The 20,152-nt window shown below is 35.5% G+C and carries 16 protein-coding genes; 5 read left to right on the top strand and 11 right to left on the bottom strand.

Going from position 1 to position 20,152, the window contains the following annotated elements:
• Positions 1-166: 166 nt before the first annotated feature.
• The gene (locus tag ACM9HF_RS01275) at positions 167-1,894 is read right to left on the bottom strand and encodes a solute:sodium symporter family transporter (RefSeq protein ID WP_473613805.1); all 1,728 of its coding nucleotides are present in this window, start codon (positions 1,892-1,894) and stop codon (positions 167-169) included.
• A 203-nt stretch (positions 1,895-2,097) separates the two neighbouring features.
• Entirely contained in the window at positions 2,098-4,173 is a 2,076-nt protein-coding gene (locus tag ACM9HF_RS01270) for a glycoside hydrolase family 31 protein (protein ID WP_473613801.1), read from the bottom strand.
• Positions 4,174-4,389: 216 nt separating this feature from the next.
• Here ACM9HF_RS01270 and ACM9HF_RS01265 point away from each other — a divergent pair, with 216 nt between their 5' ends.
• The 4 genes from ACM9HF_RS01265 to ACM9HF_RS01250 all read left to right on the top strand — a co-directional run bounded on the left by ACM9HF_RS01265 (position 4,390) and on the right by ACM9HF_RS01250 (position 8,223).
• Positions 4,390-5,139, top strand: a complete 750-nt coding sequence (locus tag ACM9HF_RS01265; RefSeq protein WP_473613797.1) for a GntR family transcriptional regulator — start codon at positions 4,390-4,392, stop codon at positions 5,137-5,139.
• A 147-nt stretch (positions 5,140-5,286) separates the two neighbouring features.
• Complete coding sequence (locus ACM9HF_RS01260; RefSeq protein WP_473613794.1) at positions 5,287-6,246, top strand: aldo/keto reductase; 960 nt, start codon at positions 5,287-5,289, stop codon at positions 6,244-6,246.
• A gap of 9 nt (positions 6,247-6,255) precedes the next feature.
• Positions 6,256-7,233: a TauD/TfdA family dioxygenase gene (locus ACM9HF_RS01255; protein ID WP_473613788.1), complete on the top strand. Its 978-nt coding sequence runs from the start codon at positions 6,256-6,258 to the stop codon at positions 7,231-7,233.
• 9 nt (positions 7,234-7,242) lie between these two features.
• Entirely contained in the window at positions 7,243-8,223 is a 981-nt protein-coding gene (locus tag ACM9HF_RS01250) for a YeiH family protein (protein ID WP_473613785.1), read from the top strand.
• Between the two features lie 76 nt (positions 8,224-8,299).
• On the opposite strand, the gene pyrF is transcribed toward ACM9HF_RS01250, so the two are convergent.
• The 9 genes from pyrF to gyrA all read right to left on the bottom strand — a co-directional run bounded on the left by pyrF (position 8,300) and on the right by gyrA (position 19,048).
• Positions 8,300-8,998 carry an orotidine-5'-phosphate decarboxylase gene (pyrF, locus tag ACM9HF_RS01245; RefSeq protein ID WP_473613782.1) on the bottom strand — a complete coding sequence of 233 codons (699 nt, stop codon included), beginning with the start codon at positions 8,996-8,998 and terminating at the stop codon, positions 8,300-8,302.
• Between the two features lie 190 nt (positions 8,999-9,188).
• Positions 9,189-10,355 (bottom strand): lipopolysaccharide assembly protein LapB, encoded by a 1,167-nt coding sequence (gene lapB, locus ACM9HF_RS01240; protein WP_473613778.1) that lies wholly within the window; start codon positions 10,353-10,355, stop codon positions 9,189-9,191.
• A 9-nt stretch (positions 10,356-10,364) separates the two neighbouring features.
• Positions 10,365-10,526 (bottom strand): hypothetical protein, encoded by a 162-nt coding sequence (locus ACM9HF_RS01235; protein ID WP_473618244.1) that lies wholly within the window; start codon positions 10,524-10,526, stop codon positions 10,365-10,367.
• Positions 10,527-10,708: 182 nt separating this feature from the next.
• Positions 10,709-10,996, bottom strand: a complete 288-nt coding sequence (gene ihfB / locus ACM9HF_RS01230; RefSeq protein WP_076419052.1) for an integration host factor subunit beta — start codon at positions 10,994-10,996, stop codon at positions 10,709-10,711.
• 87 nt (positions 10,997-11,083) lie between these two features.
• The gene (gene rpsA, locus ACM9HF_RS01225; RefSeq protein ID WP_473613776.1) at positions 11,084-12,748 is read right to left on the bottom strand and encodes a 30S ribosomal protein S1; all 1,665 of its coding nucleotides are present in this window, start codon (positions 12,746-12,748) and stop codon (positions 11,084-11,086) included.
• Positions 12,749-12,858: 110 nt separating this feature from the next.
• Positions 12,859-13,539 (bottom strand): (d)CMP kinase, encoded by a 681-nt coding sequence (cmk, locus tag ACM9HF_RS01220; protein ID WP_473613773.1) that lies wholly within the window; start codon positions 13,537-13,539, stop codon positions 12,859-12,861.
• Positions 13,540-13,624: 85 nt separating this feature from the next.
• Positions 13,625-14,905 carry a 3-phosphoshikimate 1-carboxyvinyltransferase gene (gene aroA / locus ACM9HF_RS01215; RefSeq protein WP_473613771.1) on the bottom strand — a complete coding sequence of 427 codons (1,281 nt, stop codon included), beginning with the start codon at positions 14,903-14,905 and terminating at the stop codon, positions 13,625-13,627.
• A gap of 1 nt (position 14,906) precedes the next feature.
• The gene (gene serC, locus ACM9HF_RS01210; RefSeq protein ID WP_473613768.1) at positions 14,907-15,992 is read right to left on the bottom strand and encodes a 3-phosphoserine/phosphohydroxythreonine transaminase; all 1,086 of its coding nucleotides are present in this window, start codon (positions 15,990-15,992) and stop codon (positions 14,907-14,909) included.
• A 368-nt stretch (positions 15,993-16,360) separates the two neighbouring features.
• Positions 16,361-19,048 carry a DNA topoisomerase (ATP-hydrolyzing) subunit A gene (gyrA, locus tag ACM9HF_RS01205; RefSeq protein WP_473613765.1) on the bottom strand — a complete coding sequence of 896 codons (2,688 nt, stop codon included), beginning with the start codon at positions 19,046-19,048 and terminating at the stop codon, positions 16,361-16,363.
• 390 nt (positions 19,049-19,438) lie between these two features.
• Between gyrA and ubiG the strand changes: the two genes are divergently transcribed.
• Entirely contained in the window at positions 19,439-20,149 is a 711-nt protein-coding gene (gene ubiG, locus ACM9HF_RS01200) for a bifunctional 2-polyprenyl-6-hydroxyphenol methylase/3-demethylubiquinol 3-O-methyltransferase UbiG (RefSeq protein ID WP_473613763.1), read from the top strand.
• Positions 20,150-20,152: the final 3 nt, after the last annotated feature.

Here is a 20,152-nt window from a genome sequence, read left to right as displayed (position 1 = left end):
TTTTTAGCAACTTATTTTAGTTAACTATGAATATTCTAATTTTAGACTACACCCTTAACAAAGATAAAACAACTAATATCTTATATAAGACACAAATCAAATAAAATACTTAAATATCAACAATTAACGCTTGTAAACAGTTAAAAATGTAACATTTTAAATATTTTTAATTGTTAGATACATCCCTGTTTTTAGAATATTTAACGTTCCATTTATGGATCACGATACTACATAAAATAATGTTAAGCAGTAACAGACTCAAACTAGAAGGCAGGTAATAAACACTCATTCCATTAACCAAGCCTATAGGTGAAAAAAGTAAATATAATTGCACAATAAGGGCTGCTAATGTGATAGCAACTGGCTGCGCATATTTCCAAGGCACTAAATTAACTGTGCCTATCGTGTTAAAGATAATACTGCCTTTTCTTGGATATAAATGCCCAATAATCAGCATCATACTCACTTCAACAACGAATAAAATGGCATAAATGTGAATAAAATTGATATCGATATCGATAATAAACTTTAAAACCCCGTAGGTGATCACATGAAAAATTATTACAATTTTGGCCGCAATAGCAGGAACTTTTGCAGTAAAAAAACCAACTAAAACAATACTGATCACAGGTATATTATAAAAACCTGTAAATATACGTATTATTTGCCACAAACCTTCTGGCGCAAACATCAATAATGGAGCAACAATAAAAGAGAATAAAGCAATAACGACACTGGCGATTTTAGCTACTTTAATAAGTTGCTTGTCTGTTACCTTATCTTTTTTGAATGGCGCATAGACATCTAAACAAAAAAGCGTTGCTGCACTATTTAATAAAGAGTTAAATGAGCTAAATACAGTGCCTAACAATACAGCTAAAAAGAAGCCTGACATATAATTAGGTAACACATCTTTAACTAATTGAGGATATGCCAAATCGAATGACTGAAGCTGCTCACCTTGATATAAATGAAACGCTATAATTCCCGGAAGCATCATTAGAAAAGGAACAAGAAGTTTAAAATAACCTGATAGCAAGACCCCTTTTTGTCCTTCTGCTAAATTTTTAGCTCCTAATGTTCGCTGAATAACATATTGATTAGTACACCAGTAAAATAAATTAGCGAAGATCATCCCTGTAAAAATAGTACCAAAAGGAACAGGATCGTTTTCTCCACCTATCGCATTTAACTTTTCAGTATGGTCATTTAAAATAGTGTGAACACCCGCACTAATATCGCCACCACCCAATAAAGATAAACCGAGTATAGGGACTAAAATACCAATAATAAGTAAACCGACACCATTTAAGGTATCTGATACTGCAACCGCTTTTAAGCCGCCAAATATGGCATATAATGCCCCTACGCTACCTACAACAACTATCGTAAGTACTAAGCTTAATTCATAACTTAAATTGAGTAACTCTGGTATATCAAACAATCTTAATACAGCAACAGAGCCAGCATATAAAACAGATGGAATAGTGATAAGTCCATAACCCACCATAAATAAAACGACTGTCATACGTCTTACTGAGTCATCAAAACGAGTTTTTAAAAATTCAGGTAGTGTTGTAAAAGCGCCTGCTAGATATTTAGGTAGGAAAACTAATGCCATGACTATGGTGGCAAACCCAGCTGTAACTTCCCATGCCATAGCACTTAAGTTATACATATAAGCAGAGCCATTTAACCCAATTAATTGCTCTGCTGATAAGTTAGTTAATAACATGGAACCCGCAATAAAAACGCCTGTTAATCCCCTACCAGCAAGAAAATAACCATCTTTTGAGTCAGTTTCACCTTTCGTTTTTTGGTAAGAAATCCACGCTACAACTCCCATAAAGAAAAGACATGATGCAAGCGTTGAGAATATTTGTATTGATGACATGTTTGAATAATTCCAAGTTTATATAGTTATTATTTTTAAGTAACGTCTAGTTATTAATTACACAAAATAGAGCCAACCACGCAAATAAAGCGCTGATTAACACATTGTTAAAATCATAACTAATAACCTGAATTATTACGTAATAACTCAGGTTGATTACTTAAAAACGAATAACCTTTTATGTTTATTTTTGGTTTTAAGCTTTAAACAGCCCAATAAGAAGTAACACAGCTAATTGAGTCGACTTCATCTGTATGTTGTATTTCATCACCTAATGGAATATTTTTTCCTGATAGAGCAAACACCGCAATCTCTGATAATTCCAATGTTAAATTATGTACTTTACCACCGGTAAATGAACGTTTTTGAACATCATCCATCATTTTCCATTCACCTTCAGGTAAGTAAAATTCAACCTCACCACCCGGTTGTAAACAAGGAACAATAAGTAAATCATCACCAAACATATATTGATCTTCAAAGTGCCAAGACGCTTTATCATTTGGAAAAGACAACACCATAGCTCTTTGTACTGGTAAGCCCGTTTCTGTTGCTTGTTGCATCGTATTTTTAATATAAGGTAATAATTTGTATCTTAGCTTTAAAGCTTGATTTGCAGCGCTTTCAGCCTCAACGCCGTATGTCCAAGGTTCTCTTTGTCCAATACCGTGTAAACGCATATGAGCTGAAAATACACTCGCTTGTATCCAGCGAACAAAAAGCTCTGCGTCACGAGTATCTTTATAGAAACCGCCAACGTCTGTTGCATAAAAAGGAGAACCCGAAAGGCCCCAAGAAATTCCGCCACGTAAACTGGCAGCTAACCCACCCCAATCTGCTTGAGGATCTCCTCCCCACTGACTTGGGTAATTTTGCGAGCCAATCCATGCTGAACGACTAAAGAGAAAAGGTCCATTTTTGCTATAACGTTGAGCAGCTTCATAAACACATCGGTTATACAACAAAGTATATATATTATGTAAAGCTTGGCCTGATTCACCATTATGAGCCAACATATTGTCGTCTTCTATTTGCTCGCCAAAATCGGCTTTGATCATATCAATACCAAGATCAAATAGCGGTTTATGGCTTGCACACCAAAACTCATAAGCTTCAGTATGAGTAAAGTCTAATATGCCTGATTTAGGTAAAGGTGTAAGTACTTCGCCAAATGCACTCATATCCCAATCATACTGAAACGACTTTCCTGTACGTTTATCTTTAATCAGCCAACCTTTCTTATCTAATGTATCAAATAAGTCGTTTTCAACTGAAATCATTGGGTATTCCCAAATACACACTTTAAAGTTCATCGCTTTTAAATCACTGATCACTTTAGCTGGGTTATCGTATCTAGATTTATCCCATTCAAAAGCAAAACGTGTGTCTGTATCTTGCCATGCTCTACCATCAAGAGTAATAACATCACATGGCATTTTATGCTCGCGTACAGCTTTTGCTGTGCTCATTAATTCAGGTACATCTTTATAATAAGCTTTAGATAAAATAACGCCTAAACTCCAATCTGGAGGCGTTGGCGCTTTACCTGTTATATTGGTATATATATCAAGCATATTCACACTGGAGTCAGCATGTAATAAGAATATATCTGCGTAATTATCTTCTACAAGCAATCCGTAAGAACGCTGTGACCATGGAGCATACCCTACGCCATGGGTAACGGGAGATGGTGTGTGAACGAATAATCCCCAGCCTGCTGGACTCCAAGCAAAAGGAACATTTTTATAAGATATTTCAGCATTAACGCCTAATGCATCATGATTAAACGAACGAATTAACTGCCCTCTTTTATCTAACTTCCCCCACTTTTCACCTAAGCCGTATATAGGTTCACTTGAGCCTAATTCAAACGACATGAACCACTTGTCTTCAACTTTAGCTAATGGTGGTAGTCTGTATTGTCTAACAAAGTGACCATCTTTAGGTGTTGACTGGATCACTTTATCAAACTGGCTTAGTACGAAGGTAAAAGGTGAATGTTCGATAACAAGTTTATAGTCACCACCTGCAATAATTGATTTATCATCAAAACTTTCTAGGGTTGTTTCAACAATTTCAGGCTGGTTTTTGATCATTTCATAATCATAAGTTCTCTCTACCCCTATTTGAAAACGTACACCAACATTCAGTAAAGAAATGCGGATTAATCCTTCATTTGACACTAGCTCTATTACATTATTTTTGATTTTAGCTTTACCTATAATAGTAAGCTGTTTCATATCATTCCATTGAGGACTGTTTACGTAAAATTCGGACATAGTTAAACTCCAACTATTAGATCAATTCATAAAAAGATATCTTATATAAGACTAAAAAGATACTAATTTTACAACACGTATGTCAATATTTCTTTTAGCAAGCCAGATACTGATAATAATATATTTTGTTAATTGTATTGTTTCATGGTATTTACTTATATAATCAATCTAATTTATGTAACTACATTCATCCTAAAGACTAATTGTTATAAACCAATGAAAAAAAATAAATTTGAAAGCAAGCTTAGCTCTAATGGCCCTTCTTACCAACCGCTTTATAAACAAGTTGAAGAATACGTTACCCAGCTTATTGTTGAGCAACGTTGGAAGCCAGGAGAAATGCTTCCAAATGAATTTCAACTTGCTGATGAGTTTAAAGTCAGTCAAGGAACAGTGAGAAAAGCTTTAAACACGTTAACAACGAATCAAATTTTAGAAAGAAAACAAGGGGTTGGTACTTTTGTATCTGAACGTACTAGTCAAAATGCATTATATAAATTTTTTCCTATTGTAGCGGACGGTAAAAAACCTGAGTTACCCATGTCAGAAACTATCTCACGTAAGATAATACTTGCTTCAGGTGAAATAGCTCATAACTTAAACTTACAGCCCGATGAAGAAGTTATTGTATTATCACGTAAACGAAAAATTGATGATGAACTCTGTATATTAGAAGATATTTACCTACCGAAAAAATACTTTAAAGGTTTGATAGACGAAGTTGAAATCCCTCACACGCTTTATCATTTTTATCAAACTAACTACAGTCATACCGTTCAGAAGATAGCAGATAGAATTAAAGCTATTCTTGCTAATAAAAGCGATGCCGAGCAACTCAATATTTCAATAAACGATCCACTACTTGCTTTTACTCGTTTAGCATATTCTCTTGAAGGTAAGCTCATTGAATATAGAATAACGCGTTGTCGTTCTGATAAATATCACTACTTAGTTGACCTTATGTAAGCAGTCATCCCCCTATTACCACCATTTCATTATTGCAATGGGTATTATGACTAATTTAACGATTATTTATATAAATAGCGTTTGACAAAAAACCAGTCTTATATAAGATATATAATATCAGTTATTTTATAAGACAAAGGTGTATCAATGAACAGCAAAGATATTTATAAAGTTGGCTTAGGTTTATGGAAACTTCCACAGTCTGAATGCGCAGACATTGTATATAATGCCATAAAAATAGGTTATAGGCATTTAGATAGTGCTTGTGACTACGGTAATGAAATTGAAGTAGGTCAAGGTATAGCCCGTGCAATTAGTGAAGGTATTTGTACTCGTGAAGATTTAAAAATAACCTCTAAGTTATGGAACACCTACCATGCAAAAGAGCATGTACAACCTGCATTAGAGAAAACATTATCAGACTTAGGATTAACTTACTTAGATTCATATCTAATACATTTCCCAATAGCTCAACCTTTTGTTCCATTTGAAACTCGTTATCCACCTGAGTGGATATTCGACCCTAAAGCTGAAACACCTGAAATGTTAATAGAGCCCGTTTCATTACAAGAAACATGGCAGGCTATGGAAGCACTTACTGAAAAAGGCTTAGTAAAAGAGATTGGCGTTTGTAACTATACATCAGGATTACTCAACGACTTAATGGCTTACGCTAAAATAAAGCCTTCTCAACTTCAAATAGAGTCTCACCCTTATCTTACTCAAGAAAGATTAATAAGATTAGCCAAAAGTTATAATTTAAGTGTAACGGCATTTTCTCCTTTAGGTGCCCTTTCTTATGTTGAATTAGATATGGCAAACCAAAGTGAATCAGTACTACAACAAGCTGTCGTGATTAAAGCGGCTGAACGATTAAATAAAACACCAGCACAAATAGTCTTACGTTGGGGGGTTCAACGTGGTTGCTCAATCATTCCTAAAAGTAGCAACCTCAATCGCTTAAAAGAAAATATTAGTATTTTCGACTTTAGTTTAACTGAAGACGAAATGAACAGTATTTCACAATTAAATGCAAATAAACGCTTTAATGATCCAGGTGATTTCTGCGAAGCAGCTTTCAATAAATTTTACCCTATTTACGATTAAGGAATATTTATGGCTTATATAAGTAATATGATTGAAAACCTAAGAAACTCAGCAGATGAATTTCCTGCTATTATCGTAAACGACGGTTCAATTAAAACAATTGAAGAAGCAACAACATGGATATCAGAAAACCTAACGGCACTAGAAACAGAGCTCAGCTATACCGGTGCATTGTTATTTAGAGGTTTTCCCGTTAAAGATGCGCAAACATACGACGACTTTTTTTCTGCTTTTAAATACCCTAACTTTACATATAAAGAATCTCTATCTAACGCGGTACGGATTAATTATACCGAATATGTATTTACCGCAAATGAAGCTCCTAAAGATGTAGAAATATATTTGCATAATGAAATGGCTCAAACACCTATTTACCCAGGAAGAATATCACTTTTTTGTGAAGAAGCTGCCGATCAAGGTGGTGCAACAGTAGTTTGTCGTTCAGACGAAATGTATAATCAATTAATAAAGTATGATGCTGAAACAACAAATAAACTTGAACAAGTAGGCATCAAATATACTACATTCATGCCGAGTGAAGATAAACCGGAATCGGGTCAAGGAAGAAGCTGGCGAAGTACGTTAAGCGTTTCTAATGTTGAAGAAGCCGAAGATAAACTAAAAGAGTTAGGTTATTCATGGCAATGGCTAGAAGACGGCTCTTTAAAAGCTCAAACAGCAGCCTTACCCGCAATTAGAACATTAAAAAATAATAGAAAAGTATTTTTCAATCAAGTTATAGCTGCATATCAAGGTTGGAATGGTGTTAAGGAAGATCCTTCTGTCGCCTTATGCTTTGGTGATGATACGCTATTTAGTAAAGAATATTTAGACAAAGTGGTTTCGATATCTGAATCATTGTCTTTTGATATTGATTGGCAAAATGGTGATGTTGCACTTGTTGATAACAATTTGGCGATGCATGGAAGGCGACCATATTCAGGCAACACGAAACGTAAAGTACTTGTTGTATTAGGCCAAAAATAAGGTATAGCTATGAATATAAAGGCTCTATTACCCGGTATTGGTATTACTACCATTACTGGGTTAGCCGCTCTTTTTTTAAGTGAGCACTACGGTGCTCCAGCCATGTTATTTGCGTTATTATTAGGCATAGCAATGTCCTTTCTTTACGAAGATTCACCTTGTAAAAAAGGAATTGAATTTGCTGCGACTTTTATTTTAAGGGTGGGTGTTGCTTTATTAGGTTTAAGGATAGCCCTAAACGACCTTGTATCTTTGGGTTGGGAAGCTATTGTTATCTTGGTATTAGCCATCGCAAGTACCATTTGCCTAGGTGTTATATTATCAAAACAGTTTAAGTTAAGTAAAAGCTTTGGTGCTCTTACAGGGGGATCAGTTGCTATATGTGGTGCTTCTGCAGCAATGGCCATTACAGCGATACTACCAGAGCATAAAGACAAAGAAAGAGACACATTAGTCACGATCATTGGTGTTACGTCTTTATCGACAATTGCCATGGTTGTATACCCTATTATAGTGACTTATTTAGGGTTAAACGATATAGACTCTGGATTTTTCTTAGGTGGAACGATACACGATGTAGCACAAGTTGTAGGGGCTGGTTATTCTATTTCTGAAGAAACCGGTGATATGTCAACACTTGTTAAATTGGTACGAGTAAGCTTTTTAATGCCGGTTGTACTTGCTATGTTATTTATTATTAAATTAAATAGAAATACAAATAATAGCAATGCTAAAGCAGCTAAAGTTCCAGGATTTTTAATCGCCTTTATCATACTAATGCTCATTAATTCTTTTATTACTATACCTGAAATTATTTTAGAGCCGGCGACGAATTTTTCACGCTTTGCTTTGGTTGTTTCAATAACCGCCATAGGAATGAAATCAAATTTTGCCAAACTTAAATGTGTTGGTTTTAAACCTATAGTATTAATGATGGTTGAAACAATTTGGATTGCTACTTTTATATTAGCGGCGATTTGGATTATTTAATTTAATGACAAAAATGGATTAATTAGCGAACCTAATTAATCCATTTTTAAGTTTATTATTCATTTTATCATGGAGATCAAAATATAAGCGAAGCGTTAATACTTTGTAAAACACTATGAGGATCAATTGCTTTTGTTATTGGACGACCGATAACTAAATAGTCGACTCCAACATCAATAGCCTCTCTTGGCGTCATAATTCTTTTTTGATCATCAGCAGACGAACCGGCAGGCCTAATACCTGGGGTTACTAACTTAAACTCTTTACCTTGAGATTGTTTTAATGCTTCAGCTTCCCAAGCCGAACATACAACACCGTCTAAACCACTTTGGTTCGCTAACGTAGCCAATGCCATAACTTGCTCTGCAGGCGTTTTAGTAATACCTAAACCTAATAAATCATCTTGTCCCATACTTGTTAATACCGTAACACCAATTAACAATGGCGCATCTTGCTTATAAGAAACTAACGCTTCTTTAGCTGCAATCATCATTTTACTACCACCACTGGCATGAACATTAACCATCCATACGCCTAAATCAGCAGAAGCTTTAACCGCTTTTGCTACGGTATTAGGAATGTCGTGAAATTTTAAATCTAAAAAAACATCAAAGCCTTTATTCGTTAATGTTTTTACAAACTCAGGACCAAAATAAGTAAACATTTCTTTGCCTACTTTTAAGCGACAATCACTCGGCTGAACTTTATCAACAAATGATAATGCATCTGCTTTTTTATCGAAATCTAATGCAACAACAACTTTTGGATCAAACATGGAGTTCCCTATTCTTTAATTCTTTAATTCTTTAATTCTTTAATCAAGCGTACATTCAAAAAATATAAAAATCATAATTACACTTTTCAAAGTATTAAAGTTCTAGAGCAAAGAGAAAACACTGAGTTGACGTTAGTCAATGGGTACTTTCGATGCAGCTGTTGAACTTTAAAACACAGAAAAGGAGTAATTATTCGCCTTCGAGGCCTCTAACTGGTTTAAGCTGCTCCCAATCATGACATGACGGACAAGACCAATAATGTGTACTACTGTTAAAGCCACACGTTCTACAGCTATATCTATGTTTAAGCTTTAAATATTCAGAGATGAGTTCTTTAATAACATCTAAGTGTTCGGTAGCGCTTTCTTGTTCTGACTCTGTCATTTGCATTTTAACAAAGTGCTTAAAACCACGAATAGTTGGTCTTCTTTTTAAAGCTAGTAAGATAAACTCTTTCGCTTTATTTAATGTGTATGTTTTTTCAAGGTATTCAAGATAAGTTATCAAAGCACTTGAGCTTCCTGTTTCTTCATAAACTTGTCTTATAAATTTATAAAATTCTTCTTCTTCACCCAATTCACTATAACAATGTTGCATTTTAGTTATAACATCAGGAAAAAACTCTTTGTCTTGTTTATAAATATCACGATAACATTGGCTAGCTTCATCATATTGTTGATGATTTTCGTATATTTTAGCCATTAACCAATTAGCACGGCATGAATCAGGATCTAAAGCTAAGGCATTCTCTAACAGCTCTATAACTTCAATAAACTCATCCTTTGCTAAAGCAGTGGTTGCTAATTCACAGTAAAAATTAGCTAAATTATGTTTAAGCTTTTTATCTTTAGTTTTAAGAATAGATTTTTTTAACTTTATACCTTGATGCCAATCTTTTGTTGACTGATAAATCTGCATCAAAAAACTTAATGACTTTAGCCCGTATACTTTAGATTTTAATAATTGATTAAACATATTTTCAGCACGATCATATAAACCGGCACTTAAAAAATCTTTTCCTAATTCAAAAACCGCCTGTTGTTGCGCATTCGTTGGAAGATGTTTTTGTTTAACCAAATGTTCATGTACTTTTAATGCGCGATCAAGCTCACCGCGTTTTCTAAACAAGTTTGCCATTGCAAAATGAGCTTCAACTGAATCGTCTTCAACTTTTAATGCTTCAAGTAAGTAATCAATCGCTTTATCTTGTTGATTTGAAAATAGATAATTTAGACCTGTAGAATACTTTTTTGATAATTCTTCTTTTTCTGTGTAAACATTTTGTTTGAGGCTATTACCTCTCATGAACCAACCATATGCTACAGCTACAGGTAACAATAAAAAAAGCCATTCCATATAAAAGTCCTAAGAATTATTTTTTGATGATTTTCGAGGGGAAACTACATTGATTAACTTCCATAATAGGCAAAATAATAAACCTAGAATGAAACCAATAATAGTAAAAAGACTCACTGTTGCAGCAACCGAAATATCGACTCTTGCAATTAAATAGTTAAGTGTCAGCATTTGGTCATTTTGGCTACCAAACACGAAAGCTATAGCCAAAAAAATAAGAAATAAAATAACCGTTAAGTATAAACGCACAATAAACTCTTATATTTTAATAAAGTGTAATATAAAAAAATGGCACGCTATATAGCATGCCATTTCATTTGAAAGCATAGAGCTTAATAAACTCTTATAACTACTTAAGCAATAGAAAGATTAACTCTTTCACGTAACTCTTTACCAGGCTTAAAGTGAGGTACATACTTACCCTCAAGCTCTACAGATTGACCTGTTTTAGGGTTACGTCCAATACGCGGAGCACGATAATGTAGTGAAAAACTACCGAAACCTCTAATTTCAATACGGTCACCCTTAGACAGAGTTTGCGCCATCATTTCAAGAATTTCTTTAATTGATTGCTCTACATCTTTAGCAGACAAGTGACTTAACTTATCAGTTAACTTTTCAATCAGTTCAGATTTGGTCATTTAAACCTCCAGTGATGATTTAACTTACGCGTAAATGGATTCAAAATAAAGGAAAGCTTTCACTTCCCTTTATTACTTAGTTAGCTATTAAACTTTAGCGTTTTTAAACGCTTCAGCCATAGCACTTAAACCAGAATCTTCTTCAGTTTGGTTTAGAGAGTCCATTGCTTCGCGTTCATCTGCTTGGTCTTTAGCTTTGATTGATAAGCTGATTGTGCGGTTCTTACGATCTACACCAACAAACTTAGTTTCAACACTATCACCTACAGATAATTCAGTTGTAGCGTCTTCAATACGTTCACGTGAAATATCAGCAACACGTAAATAACCTTCAACACCTTCAGCTAACTCAATTTTAGCGCCTTTAGCGTCTACTTCAACAACCTTACCATTAACAATAGCACCTTTTTTGGTGTCTGTCAGATACTGGTTAAACGGATCGTCTTCAGTTTGCTTAACGCCTAAAGAAATACGCTCACGCTCAGGGTCTACTTGTAGTACAACAGCTGAGATTTCATCACCTTTCTTGTATTCACGAACAGCTTCTTCACCGCCAGCCCATGAAATATCAGATAAGTGAACTAAACCATCAATTCCGCCGTCAAGACCAATAAAGATACCAAAGTCAGTGATTGACTTGATCTTACCTGATACTTTATCACCTTTGTTGAAGTTCTTAGCAAACTCTTCCCATGGGTTCGGGATACATTGCTTAAGACCTAGAGAAATACGACGACGTTCTTCGTCAATTTCTAATACCATTACTTCAACAGTATCACCTAAGTTAACAACTTTAGATGGGTGAATGTTTTTGTTAGTCCAATCCATTTCAGAAACGTGAACTAAACCTTCAACGCCTTCTTGTATTTCAACAAAACAACCGTAGTCAGTTAAGTTAGTTACGCGACCAGAAAGTTTAGCACCTTCAGGGTAACGCTTAGCAATAGCTACCCATGGATCTTCGCCTAACTGCTTCATACCTAATGAAACACGTGTACGTTCACGGTCAAATTTAAGTACTTTAACTTGAATTTCGTCACCAACATTTACGATTTCGCCAGGGTGTTTAACACGCTTCCAAGCCATATCTGTAATGTGTAGTAAACCGTCAATACCACCTAAATCTACGAATGCACCGTAGTCTGTAAGGTTTTTAACGATACCTTTAACTTCTAAGCCTTCAGCTAATGACTCTAATAATGCATCACGTTCAACACTACTTTCAGATTCAATAACAGCACGACGAGATACAACAACGTTATTACGCTTTTGATCAAGCTTAATAACTTTGAATTCTAAATCTTTACCTTCAAGGTGAGCAGTGTCGCGAATTGGGCGAACATCTACTAATGAACCAGGTAAGAAAGCACGAATATTGCTAACTTCAACTGTGAAACCACCTTTAACTTTACCGTTGATAACACCGATAACAGTTTCTTTTTCTTCATATGCTTTTTCAAGCACTTGCCATGCTTCGTGACGTTTTGCTTTTTCACGAGAAAGAATTGTTTCACCGAAACCATCATCAGTAGCATCTAAAGCTACGTCGATCTCATCACCAACACTAATTTCAAGCTCACCAGAAGTGTTTTTGAATTGGTCGATTGAGATAACGCTTTCAGATTTTAATCCAGCATCAACTAAAACGTTGTCTTTGTTGATTGCTACTACAGTCCCTTTAATGATTGAACCAGGACGTGTTTCGATTTCTTTTAAACTTTCTTCAAAAAGTTGTGCAAAATTTTCAGTCATAATGTTTTTATGAACTCAGCTTATAATCCAATCAACATACATGTTTCATGGGGTTGTTAATAATGCCTAGCGTATCCGTACAGTTAGGCTTCAAATAATATTTTCTTAAGTTATGATAGTATTTTTGATGAAAAAGATAGTATTTTTTCAACAACATCATCGACAGAAACATCCGTAGAATCAATAACTAACGCCCCTTCAGCTGCGATCAACGGTGCGACATCTCTATTCTGATCTCGCTCATCTCGTTGACGTATGTCATCCAAAAGGCGCCCGATTTTAACATCAAGCCCCTTTTCTTTCAACTGTTTAAATCGACGTTGCGCTCTTTCTTCCGCGCTTGCTGTTAAAAATACTTTAATTGGTGCATCTGAAAAAACAACTGTTCCCATGTCTCTACCATCAGCAACTAAGCCAGGTGACACTTTAAATGCGCGTTGTCTTCTTAATAAGGCTTCCCTTACTCTGGGAAATGCTGCCACTTGAGAGGCTAATTTACCTATTTCTTCAGTACGAATAGTATCAGTAACATCTTCTCCTTCGAGAACGATTTTACTGTCTCCTTCGCTACTGATTTCAAACTGAACATCTAAATGAGCAGCCATTGGTATTAATGGCTCTTCTTCATTAACATCAACTTGATGATAATGAGTCGCTAAAGCCAAAACGCGGTAAATAGCACCACTGTCAAGTAAATGCCATCCAAGCTTTTCTGCAACTATACGAGCCACAGTACCTTTACCAGCGCCACTAGGTCCGTCAATAGTGATTACTGGAACGTTTTGCTGCATACATCTTTCTCCTAATATCGAAAATCGGCGAAATTATACGGGATTTAACCTATCAAATCGCGTAAAAGTTTTTTTTGTAAGATTTTTAGCAAGAAACTTGTGCTAACTTATCAAAATAGTCTGGAAACGTTTTCGCTGTACATTTTGGATCATTAATCGTTACAGGCGTATCACTCAATGCTATTAGAGAGAAACACATAGCTACGCGATGATCATTGTAAGTATCTATTTCAGCATGCTTTAATAAAGCTGGTGGTGTTATTGTGATAAAGTCTTCGCCTTCGATCACTTCTGCCCCTACTTTTCTAAGTTCAGTTGCCATTGCCGTTAATCGATCTGTTTCTTTTACGCGCCAGTTATATATGTTTCTAATCGTTGTCGTACCTTTAGCAAAAAGTGCTGTTGTTGCTATAGTCATAGCAGCATCAGGTATGTGATTCATGTCCATATCAATACCTATAAGCGGTTTGCCTATAACAGTAATTGACTCATCATTCCACTTAACCTCTGCCCCCATTTTCTCAAGTACATCAGCAAAGTGCTTGTCGCCCTGCACACTTAATTTACCAACACCGTGCACCGTAATTTCACCACCTTTAATTGCACCGGCAGCTAAAAAGTATGACGCTGAAGAAGCATCACCTTCAACCATGTAACGATCAACGGACTGGTAAGATTGATTACCTTGTACAGTAAATGATTGATAGTCATTGTTTTGCACTTTAATGCCAAACCTAGACATAATATCAAGAGTAATATCAATATACGGTTTTGAGACTAATTCACCTTTAATCTCTATATTAGTATTGGTTTTTAACAAGGGAGCAATCATAAGTATAGCGGTTAAAAACTGGCTAGAAATTGAACCATCAATAGTAACAGTATTACCAGTTAACGCTTTACCGGTTATTTTTACTGGCGGATAGTCTTTATTTTCCAGATATTCAATATCAGCATCAAGTTGTGCTAGTGCGTCAACCAAGTGACCAATAGGTCGCTCTTTCATTCTTGGTTCACCTGTTAATACGAATTCACCTTCACTAGCAGCCAATGCTGCACATAAAGGGCGCATAGCTGTACCAGCATTTCCTAAGTAGAGTTCTAAAGGTTTATCCGTATTAAAAAAACCGTTATTTCCTACCACTGTACACTCAGTACCGCAATCACTTAAAGTATACTTTACACCAAGCGTTGCTAAAGCATTAAGCATATGTTCAATGTCTTCACTAACAAGTAAGTTAGTAATTTTAGTAACACCATTAGCTAACGCGGCGATTAACAATGCGCGATTCGATAAGCTCTTTGAACCCGGTAAAAAAATTTCACCATTAATTTTTTTAATAGGATTTAATGTTAACTGTTCCATTTTATCCATTCTCCTGTTCAAATTTTTTCATAAACGCGACTAATGCTTCTACACCTTCATAAGGCATTGCATTGTATATACTTGCTCGCATACCACCGACAATACGATGGCCTTTAAGCGCTGTAAGCCCTTCATTTGCTGCTTCAGCTAAAAACGATTTATTTAATTCTTCATTAACTAACCAGAATGGTATATTCATTAAACTACGAAATTCTTTTGCTATGTTATTTTTATAAAAACGACTGTCATCAATATAGCTGTAAAGAAGTTGAGCTTTTTTAGCATTAACTTTTTCAATTGCTTCAACACCACCTAGATCAGCTAACCAATCAAAAACAAGTCCAGCTAAATACCATGCATAACTAGGAGGCGTATTATACATAGAGTCGTTATCAGCTAATGTTTTATAATTCATGATACAAGGAGTTGCTTTAGCAGCATGACCAATAAGATCGTCTCTCACAATAACTATAGTTAAACCCGATGGTCCAATATTTTTTTGAGCGCCGGCATAGATAAGCCCAAACTTTGAAACATCAAATTTTCTTGAAAGGATGGTTGACGATAAATCAGCAACTAAGGGAATACCATTTGTTTCTGGTAACTCAAAAATTTCTAAGCCATCAACCGTTTCATTTGGACAGTAATGTACATAAGCAGCATCAGCCGATAAAGGCCATTCATTTAAAGGGATAATAGATTTTGAGCTTTCAGTTTCACGCGTTATATCAATAACATTCACTTCACCAAAATTAGCCGCTTCTGCTGCTGCTGCTTTGGACCAAGAACCCGATACAATATAATCAGCTTTCTTACCTTCAGGTAATAAATTTAGAGGAACTGCAGAGAATTGCCCTCTGCCACCGCCATGACAAAACAGCACTTTATAATTCTTAGGAATATCCATTAATGTACGAAGTGTTGCTTCTGCATTGGCTGCTACAGCCATAAACTCAGGGCTTCTATGACTCAATTCCATTATAGAACTCCCCATATTTTCCCAATTAATAAACTCTTGCTGCGCTTTTTTCATTACATCAACGGGTAACATTGCAGGGCCAGCACAAAAATTATAAACACCAGACATTTTTAAATTAACCTTTTGAAATTTTGTTATATTAATAAGCATGCTAATTTACTTAGAAGCAAATCAAACTGACTTATTCACTTTTATACCAAACGCATTAATGAATTAACCTATTTTTATACAAAGAATAAATGGTCAAATACACAGGTTCATCGTTCCAAACTGAACCTAAGCACCTACGTCCTGTAGGCGAGGCATTTATTTTAATAAGCAGTGTTCTAATTATTAAATAAATAATGATGTAATTGGCCATTTAAACGAGTATAAATGCTCAATGGGTTATTGCGATTGGTATTATTTATTAATACCAACTTAAACATAAAAAAGAGCGGTTAAACCGCCCTTTTATTTTTATTGTGTGGCCGTTGCTATTCTATATCTTCACCAGCTTCGTCGGATGACTCACTAGGAGTTGACTCTGCAGGTGTTTCAGCATTGACTTCTGGTGATGATGACTCATCTACACCACTTCCATCGTTATCTTCATCGGCATCATCTGATTGAATTTCATCAATACGTTGAAGAGCAACAACTAATTCCGTTTCAGAAGTACGGATTATACGAACACCTTGTGTATTTCGTCCGATAACACTCACTTCGTTTACACGAGTTCGTACTAATGTTCCATTATCGGTGATCAACATGATTTCGTCTTGTTCTTCTACCTGAACAGCACCAACAACTTTACCATTACGCTCACTGACTTTAATAGAAACAACACCTTTAGTAGCACGACTCTTCGCAGGGTATTCTTCTAATGAAGTACGCTTACCAAAACCATTTTCAGTAATGGTTAATATAGGTCCATCATTATGAGGAACGATAAGAGACACAACTTTTTCGTCGTTTTCTAACTTCATACCACGAACACCTGTTGCGTTACGACCTACAGGTTTCACAACAAAGTTAGCATCATCAGGGTTTTTCTTACCTTCAGTAAAGCGTACAACTTTACCTGCATCAGAAAACAGCATAATGTCGTTATCACCTTCAGTGATATCTACACCAATTAGCGTATCGTCTTCACGTAAATTAATCGCAATAATACCATTTGCTCTTGGACGAGAGTACTCAGTTAAGCGAGTTTTCTTAACAGTACCAGAGGCTGTAGCCATAAAGATAAATTTATCTTCTTCGTATTCACGTACTGGTAGAATAGCCGTAATTCTTTCATCAGCTTCTAATGGAAGAATATTAACAATTGGACGCCCTCTCGCTGTTCTACTTGCTAGAGGTAATTGGAAAACTTTAAGCCAATACATTCTTCCTCTATCAGAGAAACAAAGAATAGTATCGTGAGTATTCGCGACAAGAAGTCTTTCAATAAAGTCTTCTTCTTTCATTTTAGTTGCAGCTTTACCTTTACCGCCTCGACGCTGAGCATCGTAATCGGCTAGAACTTGATATTTAACGTAACCTTCATGAGAAAGTGTAACAACCACATCTTCTTCACAAATTAAATCTTCCATCGATAAATCATGGGACGCAGAGCTAATTTCTGTTCTACGTTCATCACCGAATTCAGTACGAATGTCTTCAAGTTCTTCACGAATAACTTCCATTAAACGCGCAGGAGTCGCTAATATGTGTAACAACTCAGCAATAAGATCAAGAAGCTCTTTGTATTCGTTTAATATTTTCTCATGCTCTAGACCCGTTAATTTATGTAAACGTAAGTCTAATATTGCTTGAGCTTGTTGTGCTGTTAAGTAATATTTATTGTCTCGAATACCAAATTCTGGCTCTACCCATTCAGGTCGAGCAGCATCGTAACCGGCTGCTGAAAGCATTTCAGCAACATTACCTAACTCCCAACCTTGAGAAGTAAGCTTTTCTTTAGCTTCACTTGGTGTTGGAGAAGTTTTGATCAATTGAATGATCGGATCTATATTCGCTAATGCGATTGATAGACCTTCAAGAAGATGTGCTCTTTCACGAGCTTTACGAAGTTCAAATATTGTACGACGAGTTACAACTTCACGACGATGTAATATAAATGCTTCAAGCATTTCTTTCAGATTAAACAACTTAGGTTGGCCATTTGTTAAAGCCACCATATTTAAACCAAACGACACTTGCATTTGAGTTAATTTGTAAAGATTGTTTAATACAACTTCGCCTACTTCACCACGTTTTACTTCAATAACCATACGCATACCGTCTTTATCAGACTCATCACGTAAGGCAGAAATACCTTCTAAACGTTTTTCTTTAACAAGCTCAGCCATTTTTTCAATTAAGCGTGCTTTGTTAACTTGGTAAGGTAGCTCATGAACAACAATAGTTTCTTTACCTGAATTGTCATCAACTTCTATAGAAGCACGAGCGCGGATCTTAATTTTACCACGGCCTGTTCTATAAGCTTCTTGAATACCTGCACGGCCGCTAATAATAGCCGCAGTAGGAAAATCAGGACCCGGAATATGTTCAATTAACTCTTCAATTGACAGCTCACTATTTTCTATAAGCGCCAAACAAGCATTAATCACTTCCGTTAAGTTATGCGGTGGAATATTTGTTGCCATACCAACAGCAATACCTGAAGTACCGTTAACCAATAAATTAGGTATGCGTGTAGGCATTACAGCAGGAATATGCTCAGTTCCATCATAGTTAGGAACAAAATCAACCGTTTCTTTATCTAAATCGGCCAAAATAGAATGTGCAATTTTTGCCATTCTAATTTCGGTGTAACGCATAGCAGCAGCGGAGTCACCATCGACTGAACCGAAGTTACCTTGCCCATCAACCAACATGTACCTTAAAGAAAACGGCTGCGCCATACGAACAATAGTATCGTATACAGCAGTATCACCATGCGGGTGATATTTACCGATAACATCACCAACAACACGTGCTGATTTTTTATAAGGTTTATTGAAGTCATTACCTAGTACATTCATAGCGAATAAAACGCGACGATGCACTGGTTTTAATCCATCACGAACATCAGGTAATGCTCGCCCTACTATTACGCTCATCGCGTAATCTAAATAGGAGTTTTTTAATTCATCTTCAATATTTATTGGAGAAATATTGTTAGCCAGATCGGTCATAAATCGATGGTATCCCTTAACTTAGAACAAAATCAGAATTTTCGAAATTATAGTTATAATTAACACGGCATACTAACATAAAATTTCACAAGACAATACTGCTTTATGGCTCTCGATTATATTCATATACTTTTATCGAATGAATACTTATAAAGCCTTGTTTTAATTAATTAAAACAGAAAACATCAAAACGTTTAATATTTGAACAACAGTAAAAAACAGGATGATTTGACTACTTTTTAAACCATTAATTTAATTCACCTAAAAATAACTACAAATGAAGAATAAAAGCTAAATTTTACTCTGGATATACTTTTAAGCTACTAGGTTTGAATCACATTTTCATTTAGAATCATTAACAATGAAAACATTCTGCAATGAGTCTATAAAATGTCTAAAAACATTAACGTAAATTTTGATGAAATTGAAAAATTCGAAAAAGTCGCCAGTCAATGGTGGGATCTTACTGGTGATTTTAAACCACTCCATCAAATCAACCCACTTCGTTGTCAGTTTATTATTCAACATGTACATAATCTCTTTGATAAAAACATACTAGATGTAGGATGTGGCGGAGGCATACTGAGCGAAAGCTTAGCCAAGTTAGGCGCTAATGTTACGGGTATTGATATGGGAGAAGAACCTCTAAATATAGCAAAGCTTCATGCATTAGAATCTAACGTTAAGTTAGATTATGAAAAAATAACAGCAGAGGAGAAAGCCAAACAAAGCCCTGAAGCCTTTGACATTGTAACTTGTATGGAAATGCTTGAGCATGTTCCAGACCCTTCTTCAATCATTTCTGCATGTGCTGATATGGTGAAACCTAATGGTTTTGTGTTTTTCTCCACCTTAAATAAAACCATCATGTCTTATTTGTTAGCCATAGTCGCTGCAGAAAAAGTACTTAAACTTGTTCCTAATGGTACCCATAACCACGATTCGTTTATCAAACCCTCAACCTTAATTTCATGGGCTGAAGATCAAAATTTAAAATGTATTGATGCAGTAGGAATTCACTACAACCCATTAACAGAAAATCATAAATTAACATCAAAATTAGATGTTAACTATATTTTATGTTTCCAAAAACAAGCATAGGAA

Origin of the sequence: Colwellia sp. RE-S-Sl-9 (assembly GCF_048296855.1) — a bacterium.
Lineage (GTDB): Bacteria > Pseudomonadota > Gammaproteobacteria > Enterobacterales > Alteromonadaceae > Pseudocolwellia.
This window is presented reverse-complemented; position numbering and strand designations above follow the sequence as displayed.

Bases quoted from the DNA above. Each gene is read 5' to 3' on its own strand.
- ACM9HF_RS01275 (WP_473613805.1), bottom strand. From the start codon at position 1,894: ATGTCATCAATACAAATATTCTCAACGCTTGCATCATGTCTTTTCTTT.
- ACM9HF_RS01270 (WP_473613801.1), bottom strand. From the start codon at position 4,173: ATGTCCGAATTTTACGTAAACAGTCCTCAATGGAATGATATGAAACAG.
- ACM9HF_RS01265 (WP_473613797.1), top strand. From the start codon at position 4,390: ATGAAAAAAAATAAATTTGAAAGCAAGCTTAGCTCTAATGGCCCTTCT.
- ACM9HF_RS01260 (WP_473613794.1), top strand. From the start codon at position 5,287: ATGAACAGCAAAGATATTTATAAAGTTGGCTTAGGTTTATGGAAACTT.
- ACM9HF_RS01255 (WP_473613788.1), top strand. From the start codon at position 6,256: ATGGCTTATATAAGTAATATGATTGAAAACCTAAGAAACTCAGCAGAT.
- ACM9HF_RS01250 (WP_473613785.1), top strand. From the start codon at position 7,243: ATGAATATAAAGGCTCTATTACCCGGTATTGGTATTACTACCATTACT.
- pyrF (WP_473613782.1), bottom strand. From the start codon at position 8,998: ATGTTTGATCCAAAAGTTGTTGTTGCATTAGATTTCGATAAAAAAGCA.
- lapB (WP_473613778.1), bottom strand. From the start codon at position 10,355: ATGGAATGGCTTTTTTTATTGTTACCTGTAGCTGTAGCATATGGTTGG.
- ACM9HF_RS01235 (WP_473618244.1), bottom strand. From the start codon at position 10,526: ATGCTGACACTTAACTATTTAATTGCAAGAGTCGATATTTCGGTTGCT.
- ihfB (WP_076419052.1), bottom strand. From the start codon at position 10,996: ATGACCAAATCTGAACTGATTGAAAAGTTAACTGATAAGTTAAGTCAC.
- rpsA (WP_473613776.1), bottom strand. From the start codon at position 12,748: ATGACTGAAAATTTTGCACAACTTTTTGAAGAAAGTTTAAAAGAAATC.
- cmk (WP_473613773.1), bottom strand. From the start codon at position 13,539: ATGCAGCAAAACGTTCCAGTAATCACTATTGACGGACCTAGTGGCGCT.
- aroA (WP_473613771.1), bottom strand. From the start codon at position 14,905: ATGGAACAGTTAACATTAAATCCTATTAAAAAAATTAATGGTGAAATT.
- serC (WP_473613768.1), bottom strand. From the start codon at position 15,992: ATGTCTGGTGTTTATAATTTTTGTGCTGGCCCTGCAATGTTACCCGTT.
- gyrA (WP_473613765.1), bottom strand. From the start codon at position 19,048: ATGACCGATCTGGCTAACAATATTTCTCCAATAAATATTGAAGATGAA.
- ubiG (WP_473613763.1), top strand. From the start codon at position 19,439: ATGTCTAAAAACATTAACGTAAATTTTGATGAAATTGAAAAATTCGAA.